The organism is Streptococcus sp. HMSC065E03 (assembly GCF_001815045.1).
In the GTDB taxonomy this organism is placed as follows: Bacteria; Bacillota; Bacilli; order Lactobacillales; family Streptococcaceae; genus Streptococcus; species Streptococcus parasanguinis_AD.
This window is the reverse complement of record NZ_KV818841.1, coordinates 64,674-88,948: the sequence shown is the minus strand read 5'-3', so window position 1 is coordinate 88,948 and position 24,275 is coordinate 64,674. Positions and strand designations below refer to the sequence as shown.

The window sequence follows — 24,275 nt, the reverse complement described above, 5'->3', positions numbered from 1 at the left end:
ATTCCGCCATAGCTCAGTTGGTAGTAGCGCATGACTGTTAATCATGATGTCGTAGGTTCGAGTCCTACTGGCGGAGTATAGAAAAAAAGAGATCAAGTAATTGATCTCTTTTTTTACTTTTCATTTTAATGTTAATTAAAGCTCCGTTTAGTTAACGGAGCTTTTCTCTATTTAGTTATTTGGGAAAAATGCTTGATATAAGGCTTTAATTGCTTTTTCTTCTTGATCTTTACTTACAACGAACATAATGGAAACTTCACTAGAACCTTGCGAGATCATTTGAATATTCACTTCATTTTCTGATAGTGCTTTGGCTGCAGTGGCAGTAACCCCTACCTGACTCTTCATTTTCTCACCAACAATCATAATGATAGAAAGATCATGTTCAATTTCTGCTGTGTCAACTTCTAGCTTTTGCGTTAATTGTTTCAAAATTTCTTGTTCTTTGATTGGGGTTAGTTCACGTGAACGCAAAATGATAGATAAGTCATCAATTCCTGTTGGCATATGTTCCCAACTGATATTGAGATCTTCTAAAATTTGAAGGACTTTTCGACCAAAACCGACTTCGCGGTTCATGAGGTATTTGGTAGTGTTGATACTAACGAATCCTGAATCACCTGCAATCCCTACAACAGTCACATGATCATTTGAATGTTCCAAAACAATTCGGGTTCCTGGGTGGTCTGGATTATTTGTATTTTTAATGACTAATGGAATTTTACCTCTGTATGCTGGAACAAGTGCTTCATCATGTAAGACTGAAAAACCAGCATAGGCTAATTCACGCATTTCTTTGTAGGTTAATTCAGGAATAGAATGTGGGTGTTTAATAATACCTGGATGTGCTGCAAAGATACCATTTACGTCTGTAAAGTTTTCATATAAGTCTGCTTTTACACCTGCTGCAATGATCGATCCAGTAATATCAGATCCACCACGAGAAAATGTACAAATGTCACCATCTTGAGTAACACCAAAGAATCCTGGAATGACAATCACTTCACTTGAATCTTTGAGTTCTTCAATTTTATCGTAACTAGATGGTAAAATACGAGCGTTGGAAGGTTCAGCAGTGACCGTAATTCCTGCTTCTTTTGGATGGATATATCTTGCTTCTAATCCATTTTGATTGAAATAGGCAGCAATGAGTTTAGCGTTGTTATTTTCGCCTGCTGCTAGGAATGCATCGTATGTGAATGGATTCCCTTTTTTAGGTAAATTTGTTAAATCATAGATATCTTCTGCAATTTCTTGAATAATGGAATCTTTGAGACCCAATTCTTCTGTAATGGCACGATAACGTTCAATAATCCACTGTTGTGTTTGTGTGACATCCTTATCTGAAGTAAATTCTTTATAATAGCGGATCAGAGCATCTGTTACTTTTGTATCTTCAGCGTTGCGTTTGCCTGGGGCTGATACAACTACAAATCTTCTTTCTGGATCATCTTTAATGATATCAAGTACTTTTTTTAACTGAGAAGCTGATGCTAGAGAACTTCCACCGAATTTAGTTACTTTCATATTTTCTCCTTAATGGTTTCATTAATACATTATACCAAACTTCAGTTGTTGATACAATGTATTTATAAATAGGGCATAGAATAGGTGGATCTTATGAGGCTAGAAATTGTCATGATTTAAATTTTACAATTTTGTTACATCTTATAGATATATTTTACTATTCTTATTTTTTATGGTATGATATGTTATAATTAAAAAGTTTTAATATCAAAATATTTTATATTTAAACAAAAGGAGTCTGTGATGTTTGAAACAATTTTGTATTCTGTCGAAAACGATCTCGCGTCAATTTCTTTAAATCGTCCTGAAGTTTCCAATGGTTTTAACATTCCAATGTGTCAGGAAATTTTAGCTGCCTTGGAAGATGCAGAAAAAAATGAGGAAGTAAAATTCATTATTCTATCAGCAGAAGGGAAAATCTTTTCAGTTGGTGGAGATTTGAGTGAAATGAAACGCGCAGTCGATGCAGATGACATTGAGTCTCTTGTTTTAATTGCTGAATTAGTTAATACGATTTCTAAGAAGATTAAGCAATTACCTAAGCCGGTTATTATGATAGCTGATGGAGCGGTCGCAGGAGCGGCGGCCAACATAGCAGTAGCTGTTGATTTTTGTATTATTAGTGATCGTACTAAATTTATTCAAGCCTTTGTTGGGGTTGGTTTAGCACCAGATGCGGGTGGATTATTCTTATTAGGAAAAGCTATTGGTATGTCTCGGGCTACTCATTTAGTAATGACGGGTGAAGCTTTAACCGCAGAAAAAGCATTGGAATATGGCCTAGCTTACCGTGTTTGTGAATCTGAAAAACTTGAGAAAACGGTTGATCAATTGCTTAAAAAATTAAGAAGAGGATCTTCAAATTCTTATGCTGCCATGAAAGAAATGGTTTGGGAAGCCTTCTTGAAAGAATGGGATCAATATGCGAATCTTGAATTAAATTTGCAAAAGAAACTAGCATTTACAGAAGATTTTAAAGAGGGGGTTATTGCCTACTCTGAAAAACGTCGGCCACAATTTAAAGGAAAATAAATTTGTATTTTTTCTATGTTTTGTGAAAAAAAGCTTGCAAATTATTTTCATTTTTGATAAAATTTGACTATCAAAGTAAAATTAGGAGGTGGAGTTTTGAATTACCAATTAGTTAATGACTATTTAACATCCATCTTTAATAATGTTTTGGTTATCGAGGAGACGAGCCTAAGAGCAAGTCGATTTAAAGATGTTTCTATTAAAGAAATGCATACGATCGACGTGATTGGTTCGACACCGAATGCAACCCCGAGTGATATTTCACGGGAGTTGATGGTGACTTTGGGGACTGTCACGACAAGTTTGAATAATCTTGAGCGCAAAGGGTATATCGAAAGAAGAAGATCTGAAGTTGATCGCCGGGTTGTACACTTGAGTTTAACAAAGAATGGTCGTCTACTTTATCGACTTCATCAACAATTCCATAAACGGATGGTCAACCAGATTATTGGAGATATGAGTCCTGAAGAGAAGAAAGTGATGCAAAAAGGATTGCAAAATCTGTATCGTTTCTTGGAGGAAATTAAATAATGGTCTTTGCTAAAATTAGTCAAGTCGCTCATTATGTACCTGACCAAGTCGTATCGAATGATGATTTAGCTGAGATTATGGATACAAGTGATGAATGGATCAGTAGTCGGACAGGCATTCTTCGTCGTCACATTTCAAGAGATGAGACGACCAGTGATCTTGCAACAGTTGTCGCACAAAGATTATTAGCAAAAGCAAACTTAGACGCTGAAGAAATTGATTTTATCGTTGTCGCTACAATTACTCCAGACAGCTTAATGCCATCGACCGCAGCCCGGGTACAAGCTAATATTGGAGCTTCTCGAGCCTTTGCTTTTGACCTGACTGCAGCATGTAGCGGATTTGTATTTGCATTAGCCACTGCTGAAAAATACATTTCTTCAGGGATGTACCAGCGAGGGATTGTGATCGGTAGTGAGACGCTTTCAAAAGTATTAGACTGGTCAGATCGCTCTACTTCAGTACTTTTTGGAGATGGAGCTGGCGGTGTCTTGCTTGAAGCGAGCGATCAAAAATCGTTTTTAGCTGAAAGTCTTTTTACGGATGGTAGCCGTGGTTCTAGTCTTGAATCTTGCTATTTGGGTCTGTCTTCTCCTTATTCAGAGGAAGTTACCGATCGAAGATATCTGACGATGGATGGGCGGGCAGTTTTTGATTTTGCTATTCGTGATGTCACGAAAAGCATTCAAAAGATTATAGCAGACGCCTCTATGGAAGCAGAAGAGATTGACTATTTTCTGTTACACCAGGCGAATGACCGAATGTTAGATAAGATGTCAAAAAAACTGGGTGTCTCTAGAGAGAAAATCCCAGCAAATATGATGGAATATGGGAACACTAGTGCTGCTAGTATCCCCATTCTATTATCGGAGTGTGTCGAGAATCATCGAATCAAGATGGATGGAAGTCAAAAAATTCTTCTTACAGGATTCGGTGGAGGTTTGACATGGGGCACACTTCTTGTTACAATCTAGTTAAACATGTGGAAACACATTTTAAAAATTTATATATTTTTTTTAAGGAGGCCTATTATGGCAGTATTTGAAAAAGTACAAGAAATTATCGTTGAAGAACTTGGTAAAGAACCATCAGAAGTAACTCTTGAATCTACATTCGAAGATTTAGAAGCAGATTCATTGGATTTGTTCCAAGTTATCTCTGAAATTGAAGATGCTTTTGACATCCAAATCGAAACTGAAGAAGGATTGTCTACAGTTGGTGACCTTGTCGCTTACGTAGAAGAAAAAACAAAATAATGATAGATGAGAGTATCGAAAGATATTCTCTCTTGTTTAGGTAATAGTTTGAGGCTCAAAGAAACAATCTTTTAAACTCAAACTATTACTTAAGCGAAAAAAGAGGTAGGTATAATGCAAACACGAATTACTGAACTATTGAATATTAAATATCCAATCTTCCAAGGTGGGATGGCATGGGTCGCTGATGGTGACTTGGCTGGAGCAGTATCAAACGCCGGTGGTCTTGGAATCATTGGTGGCGGGAACGCTCCAAAAGAAGTTGTAAAGGCTAACATTGATAAGGTGAAGTCTATTACAGATAAGCCTTTTGGTGTAAATATCATGCTTTTGTCCCCATTCGCGGATGACATTGTTGACCTGGTGATTGAAGAAGGTGTAAAAGTTGTTACAACTGGAGCTGGAAATCCTGGGAAATACATGGATCGTTTCCATGAAGCAGGGATCACTGTCATTCCTGTTGTTCCATCTGTTGCCCTTGCAAAACGGATGGAAAAATTGGGTGCCGATGCATTGATTGCAGAAGGAATGGAAGCTGGAGGTCACATTGGTAAATTGACGACTATGACCTTGGTTCGTCAAGTGGTTGAAGCTGTTTCTATTCCAGTAATTGGTGCTGGAGGTGTCGCTGATGGTGCTGGTGCTGCAGCTGTCTTTATGTTAGGTGCCGAAGCTGTTCAGGTGGGAACTCGTTTCGTGGTTGCTAAAGAATCTAATGCTCACCAAAACTTTAAGAATAAAATCTTGAAAGCGAAAGATATTGATACGGTAGTTTCAGCATCAGTTGTTGGACACCCTGTTCGTGCGATCAAGAATAAATTGGCTTCTGCCTATAACCAAGCTGAAAAAGATTTCTTGGCAGGTAAGAAGACTCAAGAAGAAATTGAAGAATTAGGAGCAGGTGCCCTTCGCAATGCCGTTGTTGATGGAGATGTTGACAATGGATCTGTAATGGCAGGTCAAATTGCTGGACTTGTCAGCAAGGAAGAAACTTGTGCTGAAATTCTAGAAGATATCTATTATGGTGCAGCCAAGGTGATTCAAAGAGAGGCTGCTCGTTGGGCAGATGTAAACGTCTAAAAACGTCGAAAGGATTAGGATAGTGACAAAACGTGCGTTCTTATTTGCTGGTCAAGGGGCTCAGAAATTGGGCATGGCGAGCGATTTGTATGCGGCTTATCCCGTTGTTAAAGAGACATTTGATACGGCTAGTCGTATTCTAGGTTATGATTTGCGTGAATTGATTGATTCTAACGAAGAAAAACTGAATCAGACACGCTATACTCAACCAGCTATTTTGACAACGTCAGTAGCCATTTATCGTCTTTTAGCAGAAAATGGTATCACTCCTGATATTGTTGCTGGCCTCTCTTTGGGGGAATATTCTGCCCTGGTTGCGGCTGGAGCTCTTTCGTTTGAAGATGCAGTAGCTTTGGTTGCGAAACGTGGTGAATTCATGGAAACGGCAGCTCCTGCTGGAAGTGGGAAAATGGTTGCTGTTATGAATACAGATCCAAATTTGATCGAAGAGATTTGTCAACAAGCATCCGAAAAGGGTGTAGTAACACCAGCTAACTACAATACGCCAGCACAAATTGTGATTGGTGGTGAGGTTGCGGCTGTGGACTATGCTGTGGAACTATTGCAGGAAGCAGGTGCCAAACGCTTGATCCCTTTGAATGTGTCAGGTCCATTCCACACAGCCTTACTGGAATCTGCTAGTCAAAAATTGGCGACTGAACTAGAAAAAATATCATTTAATGATTTTGATCTTCCTTTAGTTGGGAATACAGAAGCTACGATCATGAAGTCAGAAGATGTGAAAGCACTTTTGGCCCGTCAAGTAAAAGAACCGGTTCGTTTCTATGATTCAATTGCTACGATTCAAGACTTTGGTGTAGATGAAGTCATCGAGATCGGACCTGGAAAAGTCTTGTCAGGATTCTTGAAGAAAATTGATAAAACTCTTCCAACTCATAACGTCGAAGATCAGGCTAGTCTAGATGCACTTCTGAATGCTTAAAACGAGGTAAAGATGGAACTTAAAAATAAAAATGTTTTTGTAACAGGTTCAACACGCGGAATTGGATTGGCTGTGGCTCATAAATTTGCGAGTCTCGGTGCTAATGTTGTCCTAAATGGACGTTCTGAAATTTCTGAGGACTTGCTTGCGCAGTTTGCTGACTATGGTGTGACTGTTGTTGGTATTTCTGGGGATATTTCTAATGGCGAAGATGCGCAACGTATGGTAGCTGAAGCAATTGAAAAGCTTGGAAGTGTTGATGTTTTGGTCAATAACGCTGGGATCACAAACGACAAGTTGATGTTGAAAATGACTGAAGAAGATTTTGAACGGGTCTTGAAAATCAACTTGACCGGTGCCTTTAATATGACACAAGCTGTCTTAAAACCTATGTCTAAGGCTCGTCAAGGTGCCATTATCAACATGTCCTCTGTTGTTGGTCTAATGGGGAATATTGGTCAAGCGAACTATGCAGCTTCAAAAGCTGGATTGATTGGTTTTACCAAATCCGTTGCGCGTGAAGTTGCGGCCCGTGGTGTTCGTGTGAATGCCATTGCACCTGGTTTCATTGAATCAGATATGACAGACGCTATTCCAGAGAAAATGAAAGATGCCATGCTAGCTCAAGTGCCAATGAAACGAATTGGTCAAGCTGAAGAAGTGGCAGAAGTTGCGGCTTTCTTGGCAGGTCAAGAATATTTAACTGGCCAAACAATTGCCATTGATGGCGGCATGACTATGCAATAATGAATGCTTACTGATCGAAAATCACTTACTTAAATATCCATCCGACAAAAGGAGAATATATATGTCTACAAATCGTGTTGTTGTTACAGGTTACGGTGTAACCTCACCAATCGGAAATACACCAGAGGAGTTCTGGAATAGCCTTCATGAAGGAAAAATTGGAATCAAGCCCATTACAAAATTTGATGCTTCTGAAATTCCAGTCTTTAATGCTGGTGAAATTCAAGATTTCCCATTCGATAAATATTTCGTGAAAAAAGATCAAAATCGTATGGATACTTACTCATTGTATGCAATCTATGCTGCGATGGAAGCTATTGAAAATTCAGGCTTGAATATGGAAGAAGAAGACCGCGATCGTGTAGGTGTGATTGTATCATCTGGTATCGGTGGTTTGCAAGAATTGGAAGACCAAATTATCCGGATGCATGAACGTGGGATGAAGAGAATCCAACCAATGTTTATTCCAAAAGCTCTTTCAAACATGGGTGCTGGAAACATCGCACTTAAGATTGGGGCTCAAGGGGTATGTAAATCCGTGACAACAGCTTGTGCTTCTGCTAATGATGCAATTGGTGAAGCTTTCCGTGAGATTAAATTTGGTATGCATGATGTTGTTTTGGCAGGTGGTGCTGAAGCTTCGATTACTAAGATTGGTATCGGTGGTTTCAATGCCCTTACAGCTCTTTCAACAACGGAAGACCCAGAACGTTCCTCTATTCCATTTGACAAAGACCGCAATGGTTTTGTGATGGGGGAAGGTGCAGGGGTTCTTGTCATCGAAAGCTTGGAACATGCACAAAAACGTGGTGCTAATATTTTAGCTGAAATTGTTGGTTACGGTTCAAACTGTGATGCCTACCATATGACAACACCGACACCAGATGGTTCAGGTGCGGCCAAAGCGATTAAATTAGCGATCAATGAAGCTGGTATTAAGCCTGAAGATGTCGATTATGTCAATGCGCATGGTACATCTACACCTGCTAATGAAAAAGGTGAAAGCGGAGCTATTGTTTCTGTTCTTGGAAAAGAGGTTCCTGTATCATCTACTAAATCATTTACAGGACACTTGCTTGGTGCTGCTGGTGCGGTTGAAGCGATTGCTACCATCGAAGCGATTCGTCACAGCTTTGTACCAAAAACTGCTGGTACTAAAGAATTGTCTGACTATATCGAAGCAAACGTTGTTTATGGTGAAGGTCAAGAAGCGGATATTCAGTACGCTATCTCAAATACCTTTGGTTTTGGAGGACACAATGCTGTTCTGGCCTTTAAACGTTGGGAGGGTTAATTCATGAATATTTCTGAAATCAAAGATTTGTTGGCTCAATTTGATGCGTCAACTTTGCGTGAATTCTCATATAAAAATAATGGCGAAGAATTGAATTTGAGTAAAAACCAAACGAGTTCAGTTGCATCTACACCGGTTGCTCCTGCAGTTGAAGTGGTAGCAACTCCTCAAACTCCTGTAGTAGCCCCTGTTGTTGAAGCACCAGCAACTCCAGCTGTAGCGGCTGAACCAGTTGCTACTCCAGCTCAGGCTGCAGAAGGTGATGTGGTTGAAAGTCCATTGGTTGGGGTGGCTTACTTGTCGCCAGCACCGGATAAACCAGCCTTTGTATCTGTAGGAGACAAAGTTACTAAGGGTCAAACACTCTTGATTATCGAAGCCATGAAAGTGATGAATGAAGTCCCAGCACCAAAAGATGGGGTAGTCACTGAAATTTTGGTAACGAATGAAGAAATGGTTGAATTTGGAAAAGGATTGGTTCGAATCAAATGACAATTGATATTAATGCTATTCGTGAGGCTTTGCCGCATCGTTACCCAATGCTTTTGGTGGATCGCGTTATAGAAACAAGCGAAGATACGATTGTTGCCATTAAAAACGTGACAATTAATGAACCATTTTTTAATGGACATTTTCCACAATATCCTGTTATGCCAGGTGTTCTCATCATGGAAGCTTTGGCACAAACAGCAGGTGTATTAGAGTTGTCAAAACCTGAAAATAAAGGGAAATTAGTCTTTTATGCAGGGATGGACAAGGTGAAGTTTAAAAAACAAGTCGTTCCAGGAGATCAACTGGTGATGACAGCTACTTTTGTCAAACGTCGTGGAACCATTGCTGTTGTTGAAGCGAAAGCAGAGGTAGACGGTAAGCTTGCAGCTTCAGGAACACTTACTTTTGCAATTGGAAATTAAGAAAGGCCTATCTATGTTTCGTAAGATCTTAATCGCCAATCGTGGTGAGATTGCAGTTCGCATTATTCGTGCAGCTCGTGAACTTGGCATCGAGACGGTTGCGGTGTATTCTACTGCTGATAAAGAAGCCTTGCATACCTTACTAGCGGATGAAGCAGTCTGTATTGGACCTGCTAAATCAACAGAATCTTATTTAAATATGAGTGCTGTCTTGTCTGCTGCTGTTTTAACAGGTGCAGAAGCCATCCATCCTGGTTTTGGATTTTTAAGTGAAAACTCAAAATTTGCAACCATGTGTGAGGAAGTAGGTATTAAATTTATCGGCCCATCTGCTAAAGTCATGGATATGATGGGGGATAAGATTAATGCTCGTAAACAGATGATCAAAGCAGGAGTACCTGTTATTCCTGGATCAGATGGTGAAGTGTTTACTGCTGAAGAAGCCCTCGAGATTGCCGAACGCATCGGTTATCCTGTGATGTTGAAAGCATCTGCGGGAGGCGGTGGTAAAGGAATTCGGAAGGTTGAAAAACCAGAGGATCTGGTTGCTGCTTTTGAATCAGCTTCCTCAGAAGCCCAAGCTGCTTTTGGAAATGGTGCCATGTATATGGAGCGGGTGATTTATCCTGCACGCCACATTGAAGTACAAATTTTAGCGGATCAGCATGGACATGTCGTTCACTTAGGTGAACGCGATTGTTCTCTTCAACGAAATAACCAAAAGGTTCTAGAGGAATCCCCTTCGATTGCCATCGGAAAAACGCTTCGCAATCGCATTGGTTCTGCTGCTGTTCGGGCAGCTGAATCAGTTGGATATGAGAATGCTGGAACGATTGAATTCTTGTATGATGAAGGCAAGGGTGAGTTCTACTTTATGGAAATGAATACCCGTGTGCAAGTAGAGCATCCTGTTACAGAATTTGTAACAGGAGTTGATATCGTTAAGGAACAGATTAAAATTGCAGCTGGACAAGAATTATCCGTTACTCAAGAGGATATTGTCTTTAAAGGCCATGCGATTGAATGCCGGATCAATGCGGAAAATCCTTCCTTTAACTTTGCACCAAGCCCAGGTAAGATTACTAATCTCTATCTTCCAAGTGGTGGGGTAGGATTACGTGTGGATTCTGCTGTGTATCCTGGTTATACGATTCCACCATACTATGATAGTATGATTGCTAAGATCATTGTCCATGGTGAAAATCGCTTTGATGCACTGATGAAAATGCAGAGAGCTCTTTATGAGTTGGAAATCGATGGTGTCACAACCAATAGCAGTTTCCAGTTGGATTTGATTTCAGATTCACATGTGATCGCTGGTGATTATGATACTGCATTTTTGATGGAACAATTCCTTCCAAATTATAATAAGGAATGATGAAAAAGCCTGGACTTGTGAGGGAAGTATGAACATCATCCTCACAGTTGCAGGCTTTTATAGTAATGCTACAGATGCAGTAGCATATTATAAGGAGTAAGTAATGGCATTATTTTCTAAAAAAGATAAATATATTCGGATCAATCCGAATAGGTCAGCCTGGAAGGAACCTCAGCCAAAACCTGAAGTACCTGATGAACTATTTTCACAATGCCCAGGTTGTAAACATACCATTTACCAAAAAGATTTAGGTAGTGAACGGGTATGCCCGAATTGTGGCTATACCTTCCGTATTTCTGCTAAAGAACGCTTGGCGCTGACAGTGGATCCAGCTAGCTTTGAAGAAATGTTTACAGGAATCGAAACGACAGACCCTTTGAATTTTCCTAATTATAAGAAGAAACTGGCAGCAGTGCGGGAAATGACAGGGCTGGATGAAGCTGTGCTAACTGGAACTGCCTTGATTAAAGGCCAAAAAGTTGCTCTTGGGATCATGGATTCCAACTTTATCATGGCTTCAATGGGTTCTGTAGTAGGTGAAAAAATTACTCGTTTATTTGAATTTGCGACAAAAGAAAAATTGCCAGTTGTTCTCTTTACTGCTTCCGGTGGCGCTCGGATGCAAGAAGGTATCGTGAGTTTGATGCAAATGGCAAAAATTTCTGCGGCTGTTCAACGTCATTCTAAAGAAAAATTATTTTATTTGACGGTATTGACAGATCCAACAACCGGTGGGGTGACGGCTTCATTTGCTATGGAAGGTGATATTATCATGGCAGAGAGTCAAGCCTTGGTTGGGTTTGCCGGTCGGCGCGTGATTGAATCAACTGTGCGTGAAAAATTGCCAGATGATTTCCAAAAAGCAGAATTTCTACAAGAACATGGATTTGTTGACTTGATCGTGGAGAGAAGCCAAATCCGAGCAACAGTTGGACAATTATTGGCCCTTCATGGAGGTAAACATGAGTAAAATAACACAGATTATTAAAGAGGCACGTGACCAAGGAAGATTGACTGCGCTTGATTTTGCTCAAGGAATCTTTGATGATTTTATCGAATTACATGGAGATCGAAACTTCCGTGATGATGGTGCGGTGATTGGTGGGATTGGACGCTTAGGCGATCAAACGGTTACAGTCGTTGGGATCCAAAAAGGAAAAAATCTTCAGGATAATCTAAAACGTAATTTTGGGCAACCACATCCAGAAGGCTATCGAAAAGCTTTGCGCCTCATGAAGCAAGCAGAGAAATTTGGCCGTCCAGTTGTGACCTTTATCAATACAGCGGGTGCTTATCCTGGTGTTGGTGCTGAAGAACGAGGACAAGGGGAAGCCATTGCCCGCAACCTCATGGAAATGAGTGATCTAAAAGTTCCAATTATCGCGATTATCATCGGAGAAGGTGGTTCTGGAGGTGCCTTGGCTCTTGCTGTAGCAGACAAGGTTTGGATGCTGGAGAACTCCATCTATGCAGTCTTGAGTCCAGAAGGTTTCGCCTCTATTCTTTGGAAAGATGGAAGTCGTGCCATGGAAGCAGCAGAGTTGATGAAGATTACTTCTCACGAATTGTTAAATATGGAAATTGTCGATAAGGTGATTCCCGAGCATGGATTTTCAAATGGAGAACTACTGGCTCAAGTGAAGAAGGAATTACAGGAAGAGTTAAAGGTTTTACAAGCCTTACCTCTCGAAGAGCTTCTGGAGCAACGCTACCAACGTTTTCGTAAATATTAAAAAACTGAGCTTGCAAATTGCAAGACTCAGTTTTTTTAAACTTTATTTTGGTGCGATGACTTCTGCACCACCCATGTATGGGCGAAGGACTTCTGGAATGGTCACAGAACCGTCTTCGTTTTGGTAGTTTTCAAGAATAGCAGCGACGGTACGTCCGACTGCCAATCCAGAACCGTTCAAAGTGTGAAGGAGTTTTACCTTGCCATCTGCTTCATCACGGTAGCGGATTTGCGCACGGCGAGCTTGGAAATCTTCTGTATTGGAACAGCTTGAGATTTCACGGTAGGTGTTTTGCGCTGGAATCCATACTTCCAAGTCATAAGTCTTGGCAGCTGAGAAGCCCATGTCTCCCGTTGAGAGAGCTACCACACGGTATGGAAGGTTGAGTTTTTGAAGGATATTTTCAGCATTGACAACCATTTTTTCCAATTCATCATATGATTCTTCTGGTTTGGCAAATTTCACCATTTCAACCTTATGGAATTGGTGCAAACGGATCAAGCCACGGGTATCACGACCGGCTGAACCAGCTTCTGAACGGAAAGATGGACTCATAGCGGTGAAGTAGATTGGAAGATCTTTCCCATCAAGAATTTCATCGCGATAGTAGTTTGTCAAAGGAACTTCAGCTGTTGGAATGAGGACATAATTGGTATTGCTAAGTTCAAAAGTATCTTCCTTGAATTTTGGATATTGACCAGTACCAAACATAGAATCATGGTTGACCATGTAAGGAGGGATGACTTCAGTGTAGCCTTCCTTGCCATGTTCATCCAACATGAAGTTGTAGATAGCGCGTTCTAAGCGAGCTCCAAGTCCTTTGTAGAAGAGGAAACGAGCACCAGTGACTTTAGCCCCGCGTTCCCAGTCAAGGATATCAAGGTCTTCTCCTAAATCCCAGTGAGCTTTTGGTTCGAATCCAAATTCGCGCGGTGTTCCCCAACGACGAACCTCAACGTTGTCATCCTCATCTGCTCCAACAGGGACACTATCAGCTGGGATATTTGGAAGGGTAGTAGTGAATTCAGTTAATTTGGCATCGATTTCAGCCAATTCTGTATCCAATGCTTTGACTTCTGCAGAGAGGGTTTGCATGGCAGCAATCTTATCATCTGCATTTTCCTTGTTGCGCTTAGCTTGTGCGATTTCAGCAGATACAGTATTACGCTCTGCTTTGAGATTTTCTACTTTGACTAAGATATCTCGACGTTTGGCATCGATTTCTTTCATTTCATTCAAAATAGCTGCATCTACGCCACGTGTTGCCAATTTTTTAGCAACCGCATCAAAGTCTGTACGAATCCGTTTAATATCTAACATAGCTTCTCCTTTAACAAAAAACACACCTGTTACAGTGTTGGAGTGGCAGAGCCACGGTTCCATCCAACTTCACAGGTGTGCACTTGATTCGATATTGTATTTTAAAGAAACGGTAGAATTTCAATTAAGATTTCTATCTGCTCGCAGCAACCGCAGACTTTCTGAAAGAACCTCTTAACTTACTTATCCGTTTGCGTCTATTATACAAGAAAAGATCCTATTTTGCAAATAGATTTTTAATTTTAGCCGTGATGATTTGGATCAACGTAGGAAGCTTGACAATTTTATCATTTCCTAGATGTTCCCGAGCAATCTTTAAAATTTTTCCAGAGTCTTTTGAAGCAAAGAGAAATTTTGATTCTCTGGTATAGATTTCAAAATGGCGGCTAATTTTACGTCCGGATACATTGGCTCCGATTCGCTCGATTTCTTGCCAGGGAATTTGGATGTAGTCTTCTACATTTGCATCCGCATAAAATTCAAAAGCGGCATTCCCGACTAGGATTTTTCCAACCTTTCCCCCCACTCCAAGGTAAGAAACCCCTGTAGTATGGAATTCAACGGTTTTATTCAATGATTGAGCCATGAGATCCTCCTGTATTGCTATTCACTCCATTATATCATAATAAAAAGAAGGCCGAAACCTTCTTTTTAGTTGATCTTTGCTTACATCAAGCCAGCAACGTGTGCTAATACACCGATTACAAAGAGAGCGATGATGATAGTGATTGGAGATACTTTTTTCTTCAACAACCACATACAAGCAAAAGTAAGAAGCAATCCCATCAAACCAGGAATCAATGAATCCAAGTTTTGTTGGAAAGTTGTAACTTTTTCAGGTGTTTGAGATAGGCCTGAACCAACTTGAGCGAAGGCTTCTTGAATTCCTTTGAAACCTTCAGGAAGTTTATCCCAATGGATATAAGCTTTGTCGTTTAATTTGACAGAAGAAACATTGAAGACGAATTTAATAGATACCCAACGTTCTACCAAGACAGCGAGGATGAACATCCCAAGGATAGAAGCCCCTTTAGTGATGTCTTGCAAGATCCCACCAGACATATCTTTGGTAATTTCAGAACCTGCTTTGTAGCCAAGTTCTTGCGTGTACCACAAGAAGGCCATACGAATCGCATTCCATGCGATAAAGAAGATGAGTGGGCCAAGGATGTTACCAGACGCAGCAAGTGATGCACCAAGGGCACCAAGGATAGGACGTACTGTAAACCAGAAGACTGGATCTCCGATACCCGCCAAAGGACCCATCATACCAATTTTAACCCCTTGGATGGCAGCATCGTCAATCGCAGCACCGTTTGCTCTTTCTTCTTCAAGAGCAAGTGTTACCCCGATGATAGGAGCGGCAACGTATGGGTGAGTGTTGAAGAATTCCATGTGACGTTCAAGAGCAGCCGCTTGGTCTTCTTTCTTCGTGTAGAGTTTTTTGATAGCTGGGATCAATGAGTAAGCCCAACCCAAGTTTTGCATCCGTTCATAGTTCCAAGAACCTTGCAAGAAGGTTGAACGCCACCAAACTTTTTGACGATCTGATTTAGATAATTGTAATTTTTCAGTCATGATAGTGTCACACCTTTCTTAATAGTCTTCGAGAATGTCGCCGATTGGATCGTTAGAAGTAGCGGCTCCGCCACCTCCATTGCCACCTTTCTTAGAAAGAGTAAGGTAGATCAAGGCAAGGGCAACACCAATTGCTCCAAGAGCGATCAAAGTTAATTGGCTAACGGCTGCAAGAGCAAAACCAATGGCAAAGAATGGCCAAACTTCACGGCTTGCCATCATGTTGATAACCATGGCATAACCAACGGCTACAACCATACCACCACCGATTTGCATTCCATCAGAGAGCCATTTTGGCATTTGTTCAAGAGCAGTTTTAACAGTTTCAGCAGGAATCATCAACAAGAGGGCTGCAGGAATGGCGATACGAAGACCTTGAAGAAGAAGGGCCACAAAGTGAGCGCGTTCTACACCTTTGATATCCCCTTTTCTAGCAGCAGCGTCGGCAGTGTGAACCAAACCAACGGAAAGGGTACGGACGATCATGGTCAAGAAAAGACCAGCAACTGCAAGTGGAATAGCGACACTTTGAGCGACAGCGATTCCTTTTGTACTGAAGTCTCCCCCAAGTACCATGATGATGGCAGCAGCGACAGATGCAAGGGCAGCATCGGGTGCAACTGCGGCACCAATGTTTGCCCAGCCAAGTGCAATAAATTGAAGTGAACCACCAAGCATAATGCCAGCAGTCAAGTTACCTGTTACCAAACCGATTAAGGTACAAGCAACAAGGGGTTGGTGGAATTGGAATTGGTCAAGGATACCTTCAAGACCTGCTAAGAAGGCAACAACGACCACTAATACCATAGAAATAATAGACATGTTTAAAATCCTTTCGTAAGTAATCGATTATTGAACGTTAGCTTTGTTAATTAAGTCAAACAAATCTTTCTTAGAGTCATTTGGCACTTTACGGACGTCAAATTCTACTCCAAGATCACGCATTTTTTCAAATGTAGCCACGTCATCTTTATCCATTGACAACACATTGTTCACCATGGTTTTACCAGTTGAGTGGGCCATTGAACCAACGTTCAAGGTTTTAATCGGAACACCACCTTCGATGGCGCGAAGAGCATCTTGGGGTGTTTCAAATAAGATCAAAGCATGGGTATTTCCAAAACGTGGATCTTTTGCAACGTCGATCAATTTTTGAATTGGGACAACGTTTGCTTTCACACCATTTGGTGCCGCTTGTTTGATCAATTCCTTACGGAGTTCATCTTTGGCAACAGAATCTGAAGCAACAATGATCCGATCGGCTTTTGAATCAGGTGTCCAAGCAGTTGCGACTTGTCCATGAAGAAGACGTGTATCTAAGCGGGCAAGGTTAATCTTGAGTTTTCCATCTCCGATGACCGTTCCTTCTGGAATAGCAGCTTGGGCTACAGGAGCAGCAGTGGCTGTACTAGCTTCTTCAACAGGATTCAATTCTTCTGGAAGAGCTTTGACACCGTCTTTTGCTTCCTTAATGATGTTTGCAGCGACTTTATCAACGCCGGCATTTGCATCCATCAAACGTTCTGTATAAGCTTGAATCAACATCGGAAGGTTTAATCCTGTAATGATCGCAAATTTACGATCTGGATTTTCTCCCATGACGCGACTTGCTTGGTTAAATGGAGAACCACTCCAAAGGTCAGCCAAAACCAAGACTTCATCTTCTGCATCAAATGCGGCAACAGCTGCATTGAATTTAGCATAGAGATCATCCGGGCCTTCACTTGGCATGAACGTAACCACTTGAACTTTCTCTTGATCCCCAAAGATCATCGAGCCGGATTGGTGGATTCCAGCTGCAAATTCACCGTGGCTAGCAATAATGATACCAATACTCATTATTGACATTCCTCCTTATAAAATTTGTTTGACTTTCAGTTTAAGAAAACTTTAAGCTACTTTATTATAAATCGTTTCCACACTTAAGTCAATTTTTCTATCAAAATCTCGATGTAAAAATATTAATTTATTATATTAAATTATCGTTAGATAGAAAAAGAATGCTCTTGAATGAATTTTGTTTATTACTTGTTGATGCTTAAAAAATCAATAATAGATATGTTTTATAGGATTTTGTTCTCAATGAAAAGATTCCGAGAATCAAACGATATTCTCGAAAACAAAAATAAATATATAACAAATTGTATATAAGAGTGATTGAGAGCACTCAAAAAGACTAGCCCAGTTGGGCTAGTCCTGTAGGTTCAGTTGTTTAGTTTGTAAAGTCAAGTACCATACGTCCTTGAATGGTTCCAGCTTCCATTTCATCAAAGACTTTGACAGCATCTTCTACTGGACGTTTTTGAACGACAGGGACTACCAGGCCTTCTGCACCAAATTGGAAAGCTTCTTCCAAATCTTTACGAGTTCCTACAAGAGAACCAATGACTTGGATACCATCTAATACAGTTTTCACAATGCTGAGGTCCATCATTTCAGAAGGAAGACCAACTGCGACCACGCGGCCACCTGCACGAACAGAATCTACTGCTTGGTTGAAAGCTACTTTAGAAACAGCTGTTACGACAGCAGAGTGAGCTCCACCATTTGTTTTTTCTTGGATCAATCCTGGAACATCTTCGACTTCACGACCGTTGATGACAAAATCTGCACCAACTTCTTTCGCCAATTCTAGTTTATCATTGTTGATATCGACAGCGATGACATGTGCGTTGAAGACTTTCTTAGCATATTGAACAGCCAAGTTTCCTAGTCCACCAGCTCCATAGATAACGATCCATTGTCCTGGTTCAGCTTTGGCTTCTTTGATAGCTTTGTAAGTGGTAACACCTGCACACGTAATAGAAGAAGCTTGGGCTGGATCTAATCCTTCAGGTACTTTCACTGCGTAATCTGCAGTAACGATACATTGTTCAGCCATTCCTCCATCAACAGAGTAACCAGCATTTTTTACAGTACGACAGAGAGTTTCACGACCAGTTGTACAGTATTCACAAGTTCCACATCCTTCGAAGAACCATGCGACACTGACACGATCCCCAACCTTTAGGCTCTTAACATCTGGAGCAACTTCTTTAACAATACCGATTCCTTCGTGTCCAAGAACACGGCCTGGAACTTTACCGAAGTCCCCGTGAGCAACGTGCAAGTCAGTGTGGCAGACACCACAGTATTCGATTTGAACAAGAGCTTCCCCTGTTTCAAGTGGACGCATGTCTTTGTTTGCAACGATTTCAACACCAGTACCTTCTGGATTAACAACAACAGCTTTCATTTTGTTCCTCCTTAAGTGAACGAGAAGCGATTTAGCATTTTTTTGAAAGCGCTTCTTTAATAACTATGTTAATGATATCACAAACTTATCTATTGAACAATAAAAAAATGGAAAAAAAGGAGGGTATTGATTAACCGATTAAGTATTTGGCGAAGAAAAAGACATGAGGGGATAACTCATGTCTGTTCCTATTATAAGAATAATTGAATGAGTTGGCGCGCTACACCGTCTTCGTTATTGGTGAAATCTGTGATGGAGTCTGCATATGGGAGAAGGACGGAGCTGGCATTTTTCATAGCGTATCCATGACCAGCGAGAGCTAGCATGTCGGTATCGTTGTGCTCGTCTCCAAAGGCAATCAAATCCTTCTGATCCATATTGAGTTTATCCAGAAGGTAGGTCAGAGCAGAAGCTTTGGTCACATTTTTTGGATTGCATTCCAGAATATTTAAGGGACCACCCCAAGTATTGATAGACAGATTGTAGTCATAATGCCGATTCATTTCATCTGCCAGAGCATATTTGTCTTCCGCTTTCGTTTGAAAGAGGATACAGTTTGGGTCGCTCGTTACCCGTTTGGGATTGAATTGATTTTCTGGTTGGAAAGATTCAATACCGAATAGTTTAGGATCTGCAACGTGCTCATTTGGATCGGTAATAAAGAATTTATTGCGGTATTCGCCAGCGATAAAGTCCGCTTGGATGGTGTCTCGGTTAGCGACCATATCTAACAGGTATTTTTTATCTAAAGTCAAACATTGTTCATCCGCCCATTTTTTCTCAGGGAGATGCGTTAGGGAGCCGTTAAAATTGATCATCGGAGTATCTAGCTCTAGCTGTTTGTAATAGGTGTGCGCCATACGGTAGGGGCGGCCTGTTGTAATAATAACTTTATGGCCAAGAGCACTAATTTTTTTAATCGTATCAATAGTAAAGTCGCTCAATTTGCTTTCGGAATTTAAGAGGGTGCCGTCTAAATCTAGAGCGATCATCTTTTTATGCATAATTCAGTTCCTTTCGAGAAGAATGAGACCATTATATCAGAAAAATCGGAAAAGCGCTCAAAAATCGAGAAGAGAAGTAGGATTTCTTGAAAGGCGAAAGATCTTTTGGTAAAATAGAAATAACGTTCGCAAATTGATTGGGAGCGAGAATGATGAAAAAGGAGTTTATTCTGAAATGGATAAGTTTTTTAAACTTTCAGAACATGGAACCACTGTTCGAACAGAGGTTCTTGCTGGTTTGACAACCTTTTTTGCGATGAGTTATATCCTCTTCGTAAATCCGCAAATGTTGTCACAAACAGGTATGCCAGCTCAAGGGGTCTTCCTTGCAACGATTATTGGATCTGTTGTCGGAACCTTGATGATGGCTTTTTATGCCAATTTACCGTATGCACAAGCACCAGGAATGGGCTTGAATGCCTTCTTTACCTTTACCGTTGTATTTGGTATGGGCTACTCATGGCAGGAAGCTTTGGGGATGGTCTTCATTTGTGGAGTGATTTCATTGATTATCACATTGACAAATGTTCGGAAGATGATCATCGAATCGATTCCGACAGCTCTTCGGTCTGCTATTTCAGCGGGGATCGGGATTTTCTTGGCCTATGTTGGAATTAAGAATGCGGGATTTTTGAAATTCACGATTGACCCTCATACCTATACAGTGGTCGGAGAAGGAGCAGATAAGGCGAATGCAACGATCTCAGCCAATGCATCTGCTGTTCCTGGATTGGTTGATTTTAACAATCCGGCTGTCCTCTTGGCTCTTGTTGGTCTTGCGATTACTATTTTCTTTGTTGTCAAAGGGATTAAGGGAGGGATTATCCTTTCTATCTTAGCAACGACTGTACTTGGAATTCTCATCCATGTGGTTGATATCACTAAAATTGACTTTGCAAGTAACCATCTAGGAGCGGCCTTTAATGATTTAGGCACGATCTTTGGTCAAGCTTTGGGATCGAAAGGATTGGGATCTTTGATTTCCAATACGTCTCGTTTGCCTGAGACCTTAATGGCCATCTTAGCCTTCTCCTTGACTGATATTTTTGATACAATCGGAACTTTGATCGGTACGGGTGAAAAAGTTGGGATTGTTGCGACAAATGGGGAAAACCATCAATCAGCGAAATTAGATAAGGCTCTCTATTCAGACCTTGTAGCGACTTCAGTCGGAGCTATTGCAGGAACTTCAAACGTAACGACGTATGTTGAATCTGCAGCTGGTATTGGAGCTGGTGGACGCACTGGTCTGACAGCCTTGGTTGTAGCGATCTGTTTTGCTATTTCAAGTCTCTTTAGTCCTTTGTTGGCGATTGTACCGACCGCTGCTACAGCTCCAATTTTGATTGTTGTTGGGATCATGATGTTGAGTGGCTTGAAAAATATCCATTGGGAAGATATGTCAGAAGCAGTTCCTGCCTTCTTCACCTCTATCTTTATGGGCTTCAGCTACTCGATTACACAAGGGATCGCTGCTGGATTTATCACCTATAGCTTAGTGAAAGTGGTTAAAGGAGAAGCCAAAGAAGTGCACAGCATGATTTGGATTTTAGATGTTCTCTTTATTTTAAACTACGTTAGTATGGCCTTGAATTAAGTATCAGAAAAGTGCCAAAAAGGAATGGGAGTTGTCTCCCATTCCTTTTTAGATGGATTGAGGGAATGAATGGGAGAGTTTCCTGTTTTCTTTGATTCCTTTTTCTCAAAAACAAACCGGAGTCGAACAATTGCTAAAAGAAAGAGCAGATTTTTAAAAAGTTTGGTATAATAGAGAAATGATTAGTCACAATGAAACGGAGCTGATCGCTCTAGGAAAACAGCTAGGAAAACTCTTAGAAAAGCAAGACGTGATCATCTTATCAGGTGATCTAGGGGCAGGAAAAACGACCTTTACCAAGGGAATTGCAAAGGGGTTAGGGATTGATCAGATGATTAAAAGCCCGACCTATACCATTGTTCGTGAATACGAAGGTCGCTTACCTTTATACCATTTGGATGTTTACCGGATTGGGAATGATCCAGATTCTATTGATTTAGATGATTTTCTATTTGGAGATGGTGCTACCATTATTGAATGGGGAGAGCTGATTGAGCCGAGTCTTTCGGATGCTTATCTAAAAATTTTTATCCGAAAATTGGAAGATGGGCGAGAGTTGGCTTTTGAGGCTCATGGAGCGCGTGCGGAAGCTTTACTAGCATCCTTTGAGCAGGTGGAAAAAACCGATGACTAAGGAAAAGGAAGTGACAGTGGAAATTCGGCAAGCTGACAGTGCAGACGCGGCTCTTGTCGTTGATTTCTTAAATCAAGTTGGGAAAGAGTCAGATTACATGACGCTAGATGAAGCTGGAATTGGCATGTCTCCAGCAGACATGGAGCAATTTCTGATGGTGCAAGAGATGGCGGAAAACCGGATTTGCCTCTTGCTATTTTTAGATCAGGAACTGGCAGCTTTGTTAAATATCACTGCAGCTTCTCAACGGTCTGTTCGGCATATTGGTGATGTCTTTATTGTGGTTCGCAAAGCTTATTGGAATCAAGGGCTTGGACAGATTTTGTTGGAAGAAGGGATCGAGTGGGCGCACTCGACCGGTGTTCTTAGGAAACTAGTCTTGAATGTCCAAGTGCGCAATGAACGAGCGGTTCACCTGTATAAAAAGTTAGGTTTTGAGATCGAAGGTTGCCAAGCTCGTGGAGCTTGTTCAGCTGAAGGAGAATTCTTAGATGTTTACCTTATGGGGAAACTGATAGATTAGAGAGAGATTCTAAATGGTTAAAAAAATTATTTTGATGTTTTTGAGCTTATTGACGGTAACAGTGATTGGGATCGGGGCCTATGGCCTCACTATCCTCAATCAAACAACAGGGACCCTCAGTAAGACTTATAAGGGCTTTGGAAATGAGACCAATGTTATTGCAGAAAACAAGCCGATGACTATCCTTTTGATGGGGGTTGATACAGGTAGCGGTTCTCGGGAAGATCCTTGGGCCGGAAATAGTGATACCATGATTTTGGTGACTGTTAATCCTCAAACAAAAGAAACAACCATGACAAGCTTGGAAAGAGATATCCTAACCAATATTACTTCAGATGGTCAAACGGTCCAAGCAAAATTGAATTCAGCTTATGCTCAAGGTGGTGCCAAGTTAGCCATTAAGACCATTCAAGATCTTTTGAATATCCATATTGACCGCTATGTCATGATCAATATGAAGGGGCTGGTTCAATTAGTGGATAAGGTTGGTGGCATCACGGTTAACAATCCATTCGACTTCGATATCTCGATCGAGGAAAATGAGCCAGAATATACGGCTAAGATCGCACCAGGACGTCAGGAGATTAATGGGGACCAAGCTCTCGTTTATTCACGCATGCGCTACCAAGACCCAGAAGGAGACTACGGACGTCAAAAACGCCAACGTGAAGTGATCAAAAAGATTGTTGAGAAAGTTTTAAGCCTCAATAGTTTGAGTCACTACAAAGGAATCATTGAGTCTGTTAGTGACAATATGCAAACCAACATAGCGCTTGACAGTAATAGCCTTCTTCAATTGCTAGGATATAAAGATGCCCTTTCAACGATTCATCAGTACCAGCTGAAAGGAGAAGATGCCACCTTAGCAGATGGCGGAAGTTATCAGATTGTCACTTCAAAACATCTCTTGAAAATTCAAAATATCATCCGCAAAGCTTTGGGACTAAAAGAAATCAAAACATTGAAAACCAATGCTTACCTATTAGATGGAGATGAAGAGTTGAAGAATGCTTCTTCTCAAAGTGATACGCCAGCGGCATCATCTGAGGAAGCACCTGTTTACCAAGAGTTTAACCAACTACCAGTTGTACCATCGACCCAGGATACGGGAGTGGTGACGCCTCAAAGTTCTGTTGCACCAGTGACACCAGTTGCTCCAGCAGCTACAGAGTCGAGCAGTGTGACACCTACGGTACCTTCAGAATAAGAAAAAAACGATTGAGTTTTCTCAATCGTTTTTATTTGGTTGCCAGATGTCTTGAATTTCTTTTAGAGAGGCTGTTGCTTGTTGACTAAATAGTTTGGTTTTGTATTGGAAATCCGTTACCAATTCTTGAAGATTGGTTTTTTGGTCTTGGATAATATCCAGATTGCGTTGGATTTTTGCTAGGTTATCTTGAATTCCCTTAACCAAATGGCTGGATTCAGTCACCTCTGTTTTGATTTCTTTGCGGTTTTTTACTAAGTGGTAGCTAATGCTAGCTCCTGTTGCAAACCAAAAGAGATTTTTGAGTTTCATATGGCCTCCTTTTTAACTGTTTTTGATGGTTTCTGCGAGAACTGCTAGTTGTTCAAAATTAGGCTCGTGTTCAGTAAATGAAATGGCAAGCTCATCTTGATCGGAATAGCGAGGGATAATGTGGACATGTGTGTGAAATACGGTTTGTCCAGAAACTTCTTCCATGTTGCTGATGATATTCATTCCCTTAGCTTGGGTAGCAGCTTCTACTTTTTTAGCAACTTTAGAAACACGTGCAAATAGTTGAGCTGTGGCGGTTTCGTCCATCTCTAAGAGGTTGCGAGCGTGTTTTTTTGGAACCACTAATGTATGACCTGGTGTAACCTGAGAGATGTCCAAAAATGCGAGGACTTCCTCGTCCTCATAGACTTTGGAGGAAGGAATGTCGCCAGCTATAATCTTACAAAAAATACAATCATCAACCATAAAT

At 40.9% G+C, this 24,275-nt stretch carries 27 protein-coding genes and 1 tRNA gene; 18 read left to right on the top strand and 10 right to left on the bottom strand.

Going from position 1 to position 24,275, the window contains the following annotated elements:
* The first annotated feature begins 2 nt into the window (after window positions 1-2).
* A tRNA-Asn gene (locus HMPREF3002_RS01380) sits at window positions 3-76 on the top strand.
* A 95-nt stretch (window positions 77-171) separates the two neighbouring features.
* Here the strand turns inward: HMPREF3002_RS01380 and HMPREF3002_RS01375 are convergent.
* A complete protein-coding gene (locus tag HMPREF3002_RS01375) occupies window positions 172-1,527 on the bottom strand; it encodes an aspartate kinase (RefSeq protein ID WP_003010473.1) in 1,356 nt (451 codons plus the stop codon).
* A gap of 240 nt (window positions 1,528-1,767) precedes the next feature.
* On the opposite strand from HMPREF3002_RS01375, the gene HMPREF3002_RS01370 reads away from it, so the two are divergent.
* The 13 genes from HMPREF3002_RS01370 to HMPREF3002_RS01310 all read left to right on the top strand — a co-directional run bounded on the left by HMPREF3002_RS01370 (window position 1,768) and on the right by HMPREF3002_RS01310 (window position 12,435).
* Window positions 1,768-2,559: an enoyl-CoA hydratase gene (locus tag HMPREF3002_RS01370; protein ID WP_070664911.1), complete on the top strand. Its 792-nt coding sequence runs from the start codon at window positions 1,768-1,770 to the stop codon at window positions 2,557-2,559.
* 96 nt (window positions 2,560-2,655) lie between these two features.
* Window positions 2,656-3,090: a fatty acid biosynthesis transcriptional regulator FabT gene (locus tag HMPREF3002_RS01365; RefSeq protein ID WP_009732277.1), complete on the top strand. Its 435-nt coding sequence runs from the start codon at window positions 2,656-2,658 to the stop codon at window positions 3,088-3,090.
* Window positions 3,090-4,064, top strand: coding sequence for a beta-ketoacyl-ACP synthase III (locus HMPREF3002_RS01360; RefSeq protein ID WP_070659615.1), 975 nt, complete (start codon window positions 3,090-3,092; stop codon window positions 4,062-4,064). Before HMPREF3002_RS01365 ends, HMPREF3002_RS01360 begins: the two co-directional genes overlap by 1 nt.
* 57 nt (window positions 4,065-4,121) lie before the next feature.
* The gene (locus tag HMPREF3002_RS01355; protein WP_003003892.1) at window positions 4,122-4,346 is read left to right on the top strand and encodes an acyl carrier protein; all 225 of its coding nucleotides are present in this window, start codon (window positions 4,122-4,124) and stop codon (window positions 4,344-4,346) included.
* A gap of 114 nt (window positions 4,347-4,460) precedes the next feature.
* Window positions 4,461-5,426 (top strand): enoyl-[acyl-carrier-protein] reductase FabK, encoded by a 966-nt coding sequence (fabK, locus tag HMPREF3002_RS01350; protein ID WP_070664909.1) that lies wholly within the window; start codon window positions 4,461-4,463, stop codon window positions 5,424-5,426.
* Between the two features lie 22 nt (window positions 5,427-5,448).
* On the top strand, window positions 5,449-6,369 hold the full coding sequence (gene fabD / locus HMPREF3002_RS01345; RefSeq protein ID WP_070664907.1) for an ACP S-malonyltransferase: 921 nt from the start codon (window positions 5,449-5,451) through the stop codon (window positions 6,367-6,369).
* 12 nt (window positions 6,370-6,381) lie between these two features.
* Window positions 6,382-7,116: a 3-oxoacyl-[acyl-carrier-protein] reductase gene (fabG, locus tag HMPREF3002_RS01340; protein WP_003010456.1), complete on the top strand. Its 735-nt coding sequence runs from the start codon at window positions 6,382-6,384 to the stop codon at window positions 7,114-7,116.
* 61 nt (window positions 7,117-7,177) lie between these two features.
* A complete protein-coding gene (gene fabF / locus HMPREF3002_RS01335; RefSeq protein WP_003010454.1) occupies window positions 7,178-8,410 on the top strand; it encodes a beta-ketoacyl-ACP synthase II in 1,233 nt (410 codons plus the stop codon).
* A 3-nt stretch (window positions 8,411-8,413) separates the two neighbouring features.
* The gene (gene accB / locus HMPREF3002_RS01330; protein WP_070664905.1) at window positions 8,414-8,902 is read left to right on the top strand and encodes an acetyl-CoA carboxylase biotin carboxyl carrier protein; all 489 of its coding nucleotides are present in this window, start codon (window positions 8,414-8,416) and stop codon (window positions 8,900-8,902) included.
* Complete coding sequence (fabZ, locus tag HMPREF3002_RS01325) at window positions 8,899-9,324, top strand: 3-hydroxyacyl-ACP dehydratase FabZ (RefSeq protein WP_049490988.1); 426 nt, start codon at window positions 8,899-8,901, stop codon at window positions 9,322-9,324. The genes accB and fabZ overlap by 4 nt, the downstream gene beginning before the upstream one ends.
* 13 nt (window positions 9,325-9,337) lie before the next feature.
* Window positions 9,338-10,702: an acetyl-CoA carboxylase biotin carboxylase subunit gene (locus HMPREF3002_RS01320; protein WP_070664917.1), complete on the top strand. Its 1,365-nt coding sequence runs from the start codon at window positions 9,338-9,340 to the stop codon at window positions 10,700-10,702.
* A gap of 103 nt (window positions 10,703-10,805) precedes the next feature.
* Entirely contained in the window at window positions 10,806-11,672 is an 867-nt protein-coding gene (gene accD / locus HMPREF3002_RS01315; RefSeq protein ID WP_003003810.1) for an acetyl-CoA carboxylase, carboxyltransferase subunit beta, read from the top strand.
* Window positions 11,665-12,435: an acetyl-CoA carboxylase carboxyl transferase subunit alpha gene (locus tag HMPREF3002_RS01310; RefSeq protein WP_021154504.1), complete on the top strand. Its 771-nt coding sequence runs from the start codon at window positions 11,665-11,667 to the stop codon at window positions 12,433-12,435. The genes accD and HMPREF3002_RS01310 overlap by 8 nt, the downstream gene beginning before the upstream one ends.
* Before the next feature lie 42 nt (window positions 12,436-12,477).
* Here the strand turns inward: HMPREF3002_RS01310 and serS are convergent, their stop codons facing one another.
* From serS to HMPREF3002_RS01275, 7 genes are all read right to left on the bottom strand, one after another.
* Window positions 12,478-13,755 (bottom strand): serine--tRNA ligase, encoded by a 1,278-nt coding sequence (serS, locus tag HMPREF3002_RS01305; RefSeq protein WP_070664904.1) that lies wholly within the window; start codon window positions 13,753-13,755, stop codon window positions 12,478-12,480.
* Between the two features lie 217 nt (window positions 13,756-13,972).
* The gene (locus tag HMPREF3002_RS01300; protein ID WP_023920226.1) at window positions 13,973-14,341 is read right to left on the bottom strand and encodes a DUF956 family protein; all 369 of its coding nucleotides are present in this window, start codon (window positions 14,339-14,341) and stop codon (window positions 13,973-13,975) included.
* Window positions 14,342-14,421: 80 nt separating this feature from the next.
* Window positions 14,422-15,333 (bottom strand): PTS system mannose/fructose/sorbose family transporter subunit IID, encoded by a 912-nt coding sequence (locus HMPREF3002_RS01295; RefSeq protein ID WP_070664902.1) that lies wholly within the window; start codon window positions 15,331-15,333, stop codon window positions 14,422-14,424.
* A gap of 18 nt (window positions 15,334-15,351) precedes the next feature.
* Window positions 15,352-16,155 carry a PTS mannose/fructose/sorbose transporter subunit IIC gene (locus tag HMPREF3002_RS01290; RefSeq protein ID WP_003003888.1) on the bottom strand — a complete coding sequence of 268 codons (804 nt, stop codon included), beginning with the start codon at window positions 16,153-16,155 and terminating at the stop codon, window positions 15,352-15,354.
* 27 nt (window positions 16,156-16,182) lie between these two features.
* Window positions 16,183-17,172, bottom strand: coding sequence for a PTS sugar transporter subunit IIB (locus HMPREF3002_RS01285; RefSeq protein WP_070664900.1), 990 nt, complete (start codon window positions 17,170-17,172; stop codon window positions 16,183-16,185).
* Window positions 17,173-17,545: 373 nt separating this feature from the next.
* Window positions 17,546-18,568, bottom strand: a complete 1,023-nt coding sequence (gene adhP, locus HMPREF3002_RS01280) for an alcohol dehydrogenase AdhP (RefSeq protein ID WP_045760245.1) — start codon at window positions 18,566-18,568, stop codon at window positions 17,546-17,548.
* A gap of 191 nt (window positions 18,569-18,759) precedes the next feature.
* Complete coding sequence (locus tag HMPREF3002_RS01275) at window positions 18,760-19,572, bottom strand: Cof-type HAD-IIB family hydrolase (protein WP_070664898.1); 813 nt, start codon at window positions 19,570-19,572, stop codon at window positions 18,760-18,762.
* Window positions 19,573-19,747: 175 nt separating this feature from the next.
* Here HMPREF3002_RS01275 and HMPREF3002_RS01270 point away from each other — a divergent pair, with 175 nt between their 5' ends.
* The 4 genes from HMPREF3002_RS01270 to HMPREF3002_RS01255 all read left to right on the top strand — a co-directional run bounded on the left by HMPREF3002_RS01270 (window position 19,748) and on the right by HMPREF3002_RS01255 (window position 23,533).
* The gene (locus HMPREF3002_RS01270; protein ID WP_049490983.1) at window positions 19,748-21,169 is read left to right on the top strand and encodes an NCS2 family permease; all 1,422 of its coding nucleotides are present in this window, start codon (window positions 19,748-19,750) and stop codon (window positions 21,167-21,169) included.
* A gap of 178 nt (window positions 21,170-21,347) precedes the next feature.
* Window positions 21,348-21,803, top strand: a complete 456-nt coding sequence (tsaE, locus tag HMPREF3002_RS01265; RefSeq protein WP_031575203.1) for a tRNA (adenosine(37)-N6)-threonylcarbamoyltransferase complex ATPase subunit type 1 TsaE — start codon at window positions 21,348-21,350, stop codon at window positions 21,801-21,803.
* Window positions 21,796-22,326 carry a GNAT family N-acetyltransferase gene (locus tag HMPREF3002_RS01260; RefSeq protein ID WP_049482600.1) on the top strand — a complete coding sequence of 177 codons (531 nt, stop codon included), beginning with the start codon at window positions 21,796-21,798 and terminating at the stop codon, window positions 22,324-22,326. Before tsaE ends, HMPREF3002_RS01260 begins: the two co-directional genes overlap by 8 nt.
* Before the next feature lie 13 nt (window positions 22,327-22,339).
* Entirely contained in the window at window positions 22,340-23,533 is a 1,194-nt protein-coding gene (locus HMPREF3002_RS01255; RefSeq protein ID WP_049482601.1) for a glycopolymer--peptidoglycan transferase LytR, read from the top strand.
* Window positions 23,534-23,554: 21 nt separating this feature from the next.
* On the opposite strand, the gene HMPREF3002_RS01250 is transcribed toward HMPREF3002_RS01255, so the two are convergent.
* Both HMPREF3002_RS01250 and HMPREF3002_RS01245 read right to left on the bottom strand, forming a co-directional pair.
* Window positions 23,555-23,845 (bottom strand): hypothetical protein, encoded by a 291-nt coding sequence (locus tag HMPREF3002_RS01250; RefSeq protein ID WP_003010416.1) that lies wholly within the window; start codon window positions 23,843-23,845, stop codon window positions 23,555-23,557.
* Between the two features lie 12 nt (window positions 23,846-23,857).
* The gene (locus tag HMPREF3002_RS01245) at window positions 23,858-24,271 is read right to left on the bottom strand and encodes an HIT family protein (protein WP_003012582.1); all 414 of its coding nucleotides are present in this window, start codon (window positions 24,269-24,271) and stop codon (window positions 23,858-23,860) included.
* Window positions 24,272-24,275: the final 4 nt, after the last annotated feature.

What these genes read in the sequence shown, in the direction of transcription:
- HMPREF3002_RS01375 (WP_003010473.1), bottom strand. Translation starts at nt 1,527, where the DNA reads ATGAAAGTAACTAAATTCGGTGGAAGTTCTCTAGCATCAGCTTCTCAG.
- HMPREF3002_RS01360 (WP_070659615.1), top strand. Translation starts at nt 3,090, where the DNA reads ATGGTCTTTGCTAAAATTAGTCAAGTCGCTCATTATGTACCTGACCAA.
- HMPREF3002_RS01355 (WP_003003892.1), top strand. Translation starts at nt 4,122, where the DNA reads ATGGCAGTATTTGAAAAAGTACAAGAAATTATCGTTGAAGAACTTGGT.
- fabK (WP_070664909.1), top strand. Translation starts at nt 4,461, where the DNA reads ATGCAAACACGAATTACTGAACTATTGAATATTAAATATCCAATCTTC.
- fabG (WP_003010456.1), top strand. Translation starts at nt 6,382, where the DNA reads ATGGAACTTAAAAATAAAAATGTTTTTGTAACAGGTTCAACACGCGGA.
- fabF (WP_003010454.1), top strand. Translation starts at nt 7,178, where the DNA reads ATGTCTACAAATCGTGTTGTTGTTACAGGTTACGGTGTAACCTCACCA.
- accB (WP_070664905.1), top strand. Translation starts at nt 8,414, where the DNA reads ATGAATATTTCTGAAATCAAAGATTTGTTGGCTCAATTTGATGCGTCA.
- fabZ (WP_049490988.1), top strand. Translation starts at nt 8,899, where the DNA reads ATGACAATTGATATTAATGCTATTCGTGAGGCTTTGCCGCATCGTTAC.
- HMPREF3002_RS01320 (WP_070664917.1), top strand. Translation starts at nt 9,338, where the DNA reads ATGTTTCGTAAGATCTTAATCGCCAATCGTGGTGAGATTGCAGTTCGC.
- accD (WP_003003810.1), top strand. Translation starts at nt 10,806, where the DNA reads ATGGCATTATTTTCTAAAAAAGATAAATATATTCGGATCAATCCGAAT.
- HMPREF3002_RS01310 (WP_021154504.1), top strand. Translation starts at nt 11,665, where the DNA reads ATGAGTAAAATAACACAGATTATTAAAGAGGCACGTGACCAAGGAAGA.
- serS (WP_070664904.1), bottom strand. Translation starts at nt 13,755, where the DNA reads ATGTTAGATATTAAACGGATTCGTACAGACTTTGATGCGGTTGCTAAA.
- HMPREF3002_RS01300 (WP_023920226.1), bottom strand. Translation starts at nt 14,341, where the DNA reads ATGGCTCAATCATTGAATAAAACCGTTGAATTCCATACTACAGGGGTT.
- HMPREF3002_RS01295 (WP_070664902.1), bottom strand. Translation starts at nt 15,333, where the DNA reads ATGACTGAAAAATTACAATTATCTAAATCAGATCGTCAAAAAGTTTGG.
- HMPREF3002_RS01290 (WP_003003888.1), bottom strand. Translation starts at nt 16,155, where the DNA reads ATGTCTATTATTTCTATGGTATTAGTGGTCGTTGTTGCCTTCTTAGCA.
- HMPREF3002_RS01285 (WP_070664900.1), bottom strand. Translation starts at nt 17,172, where the DNA reads ATGAGTATTGGTATCATTATTGCTAGCCACGGTGAATTTGCAGCTGGA.
- adhP (WP_045760245.1), bottom strand. Translation starts at nt 18,568, where the DNA reads ATGAAAGCTGTTGTTGTTAATCCAGAAGGTACTGGTGTTGAAATCGTT.
- HMPREF3002_RS01275 (WP_070664898.1), bottom strand. Translation starts at nt 19,572, where the DNA reads ATGCATAAAAAGATGATCGCTCTAGATTTAGACGGCACCCTCTTAAAT.
- HMPREF3002_RS01270 (WP_049490983.1), top strand. Translation starts at nt 19,748, where the DNA reads ATGGATAAGTTTTTTAAACTTTCAGAACATGGAACCACTGTTCGAACA.
- tsaE (WP_031575203.1), top strand. Translation starts at nt 21,348, where the DNA reads ATGATTAGTCACAATGAAACGGAGCTGATCGCTCTAGGAAAACAGCTA.
- HMPREF3002_RS01260 (WP_049482600.1), top strand. Translation starts at nt 21,796, where the DNA reads ATGACTAAGGAAAAGGAAGTGACAGTGGAAATTCGGCAAGCTGACAGT.
- HMPREF3002_RS01255 (WP_049482601.1), top strand. Translation starts at nt 22,340, where the DNA reads ATGGTTAAAAAAATTATTTTGATGTTTTTGAGCTTATTGACGGTAACA.
- HMPREF3002_RS01250 (WP_003010416.1), bottom strand. Translation starts at nt 23,845, where the DNA reads ATGAAACTCAAAAATCTCTTTTGGTTTGCAACAGGAGCTAGCATTAGC.
- HMPREF3002_RS01245 (WP_003012582.1), bottom strand. Translation starts at nt 24,271, where the DNA reads ATGGTTGATGATTGTATTTTTTGTAAGATTATAGCTGGCGACATTCCT.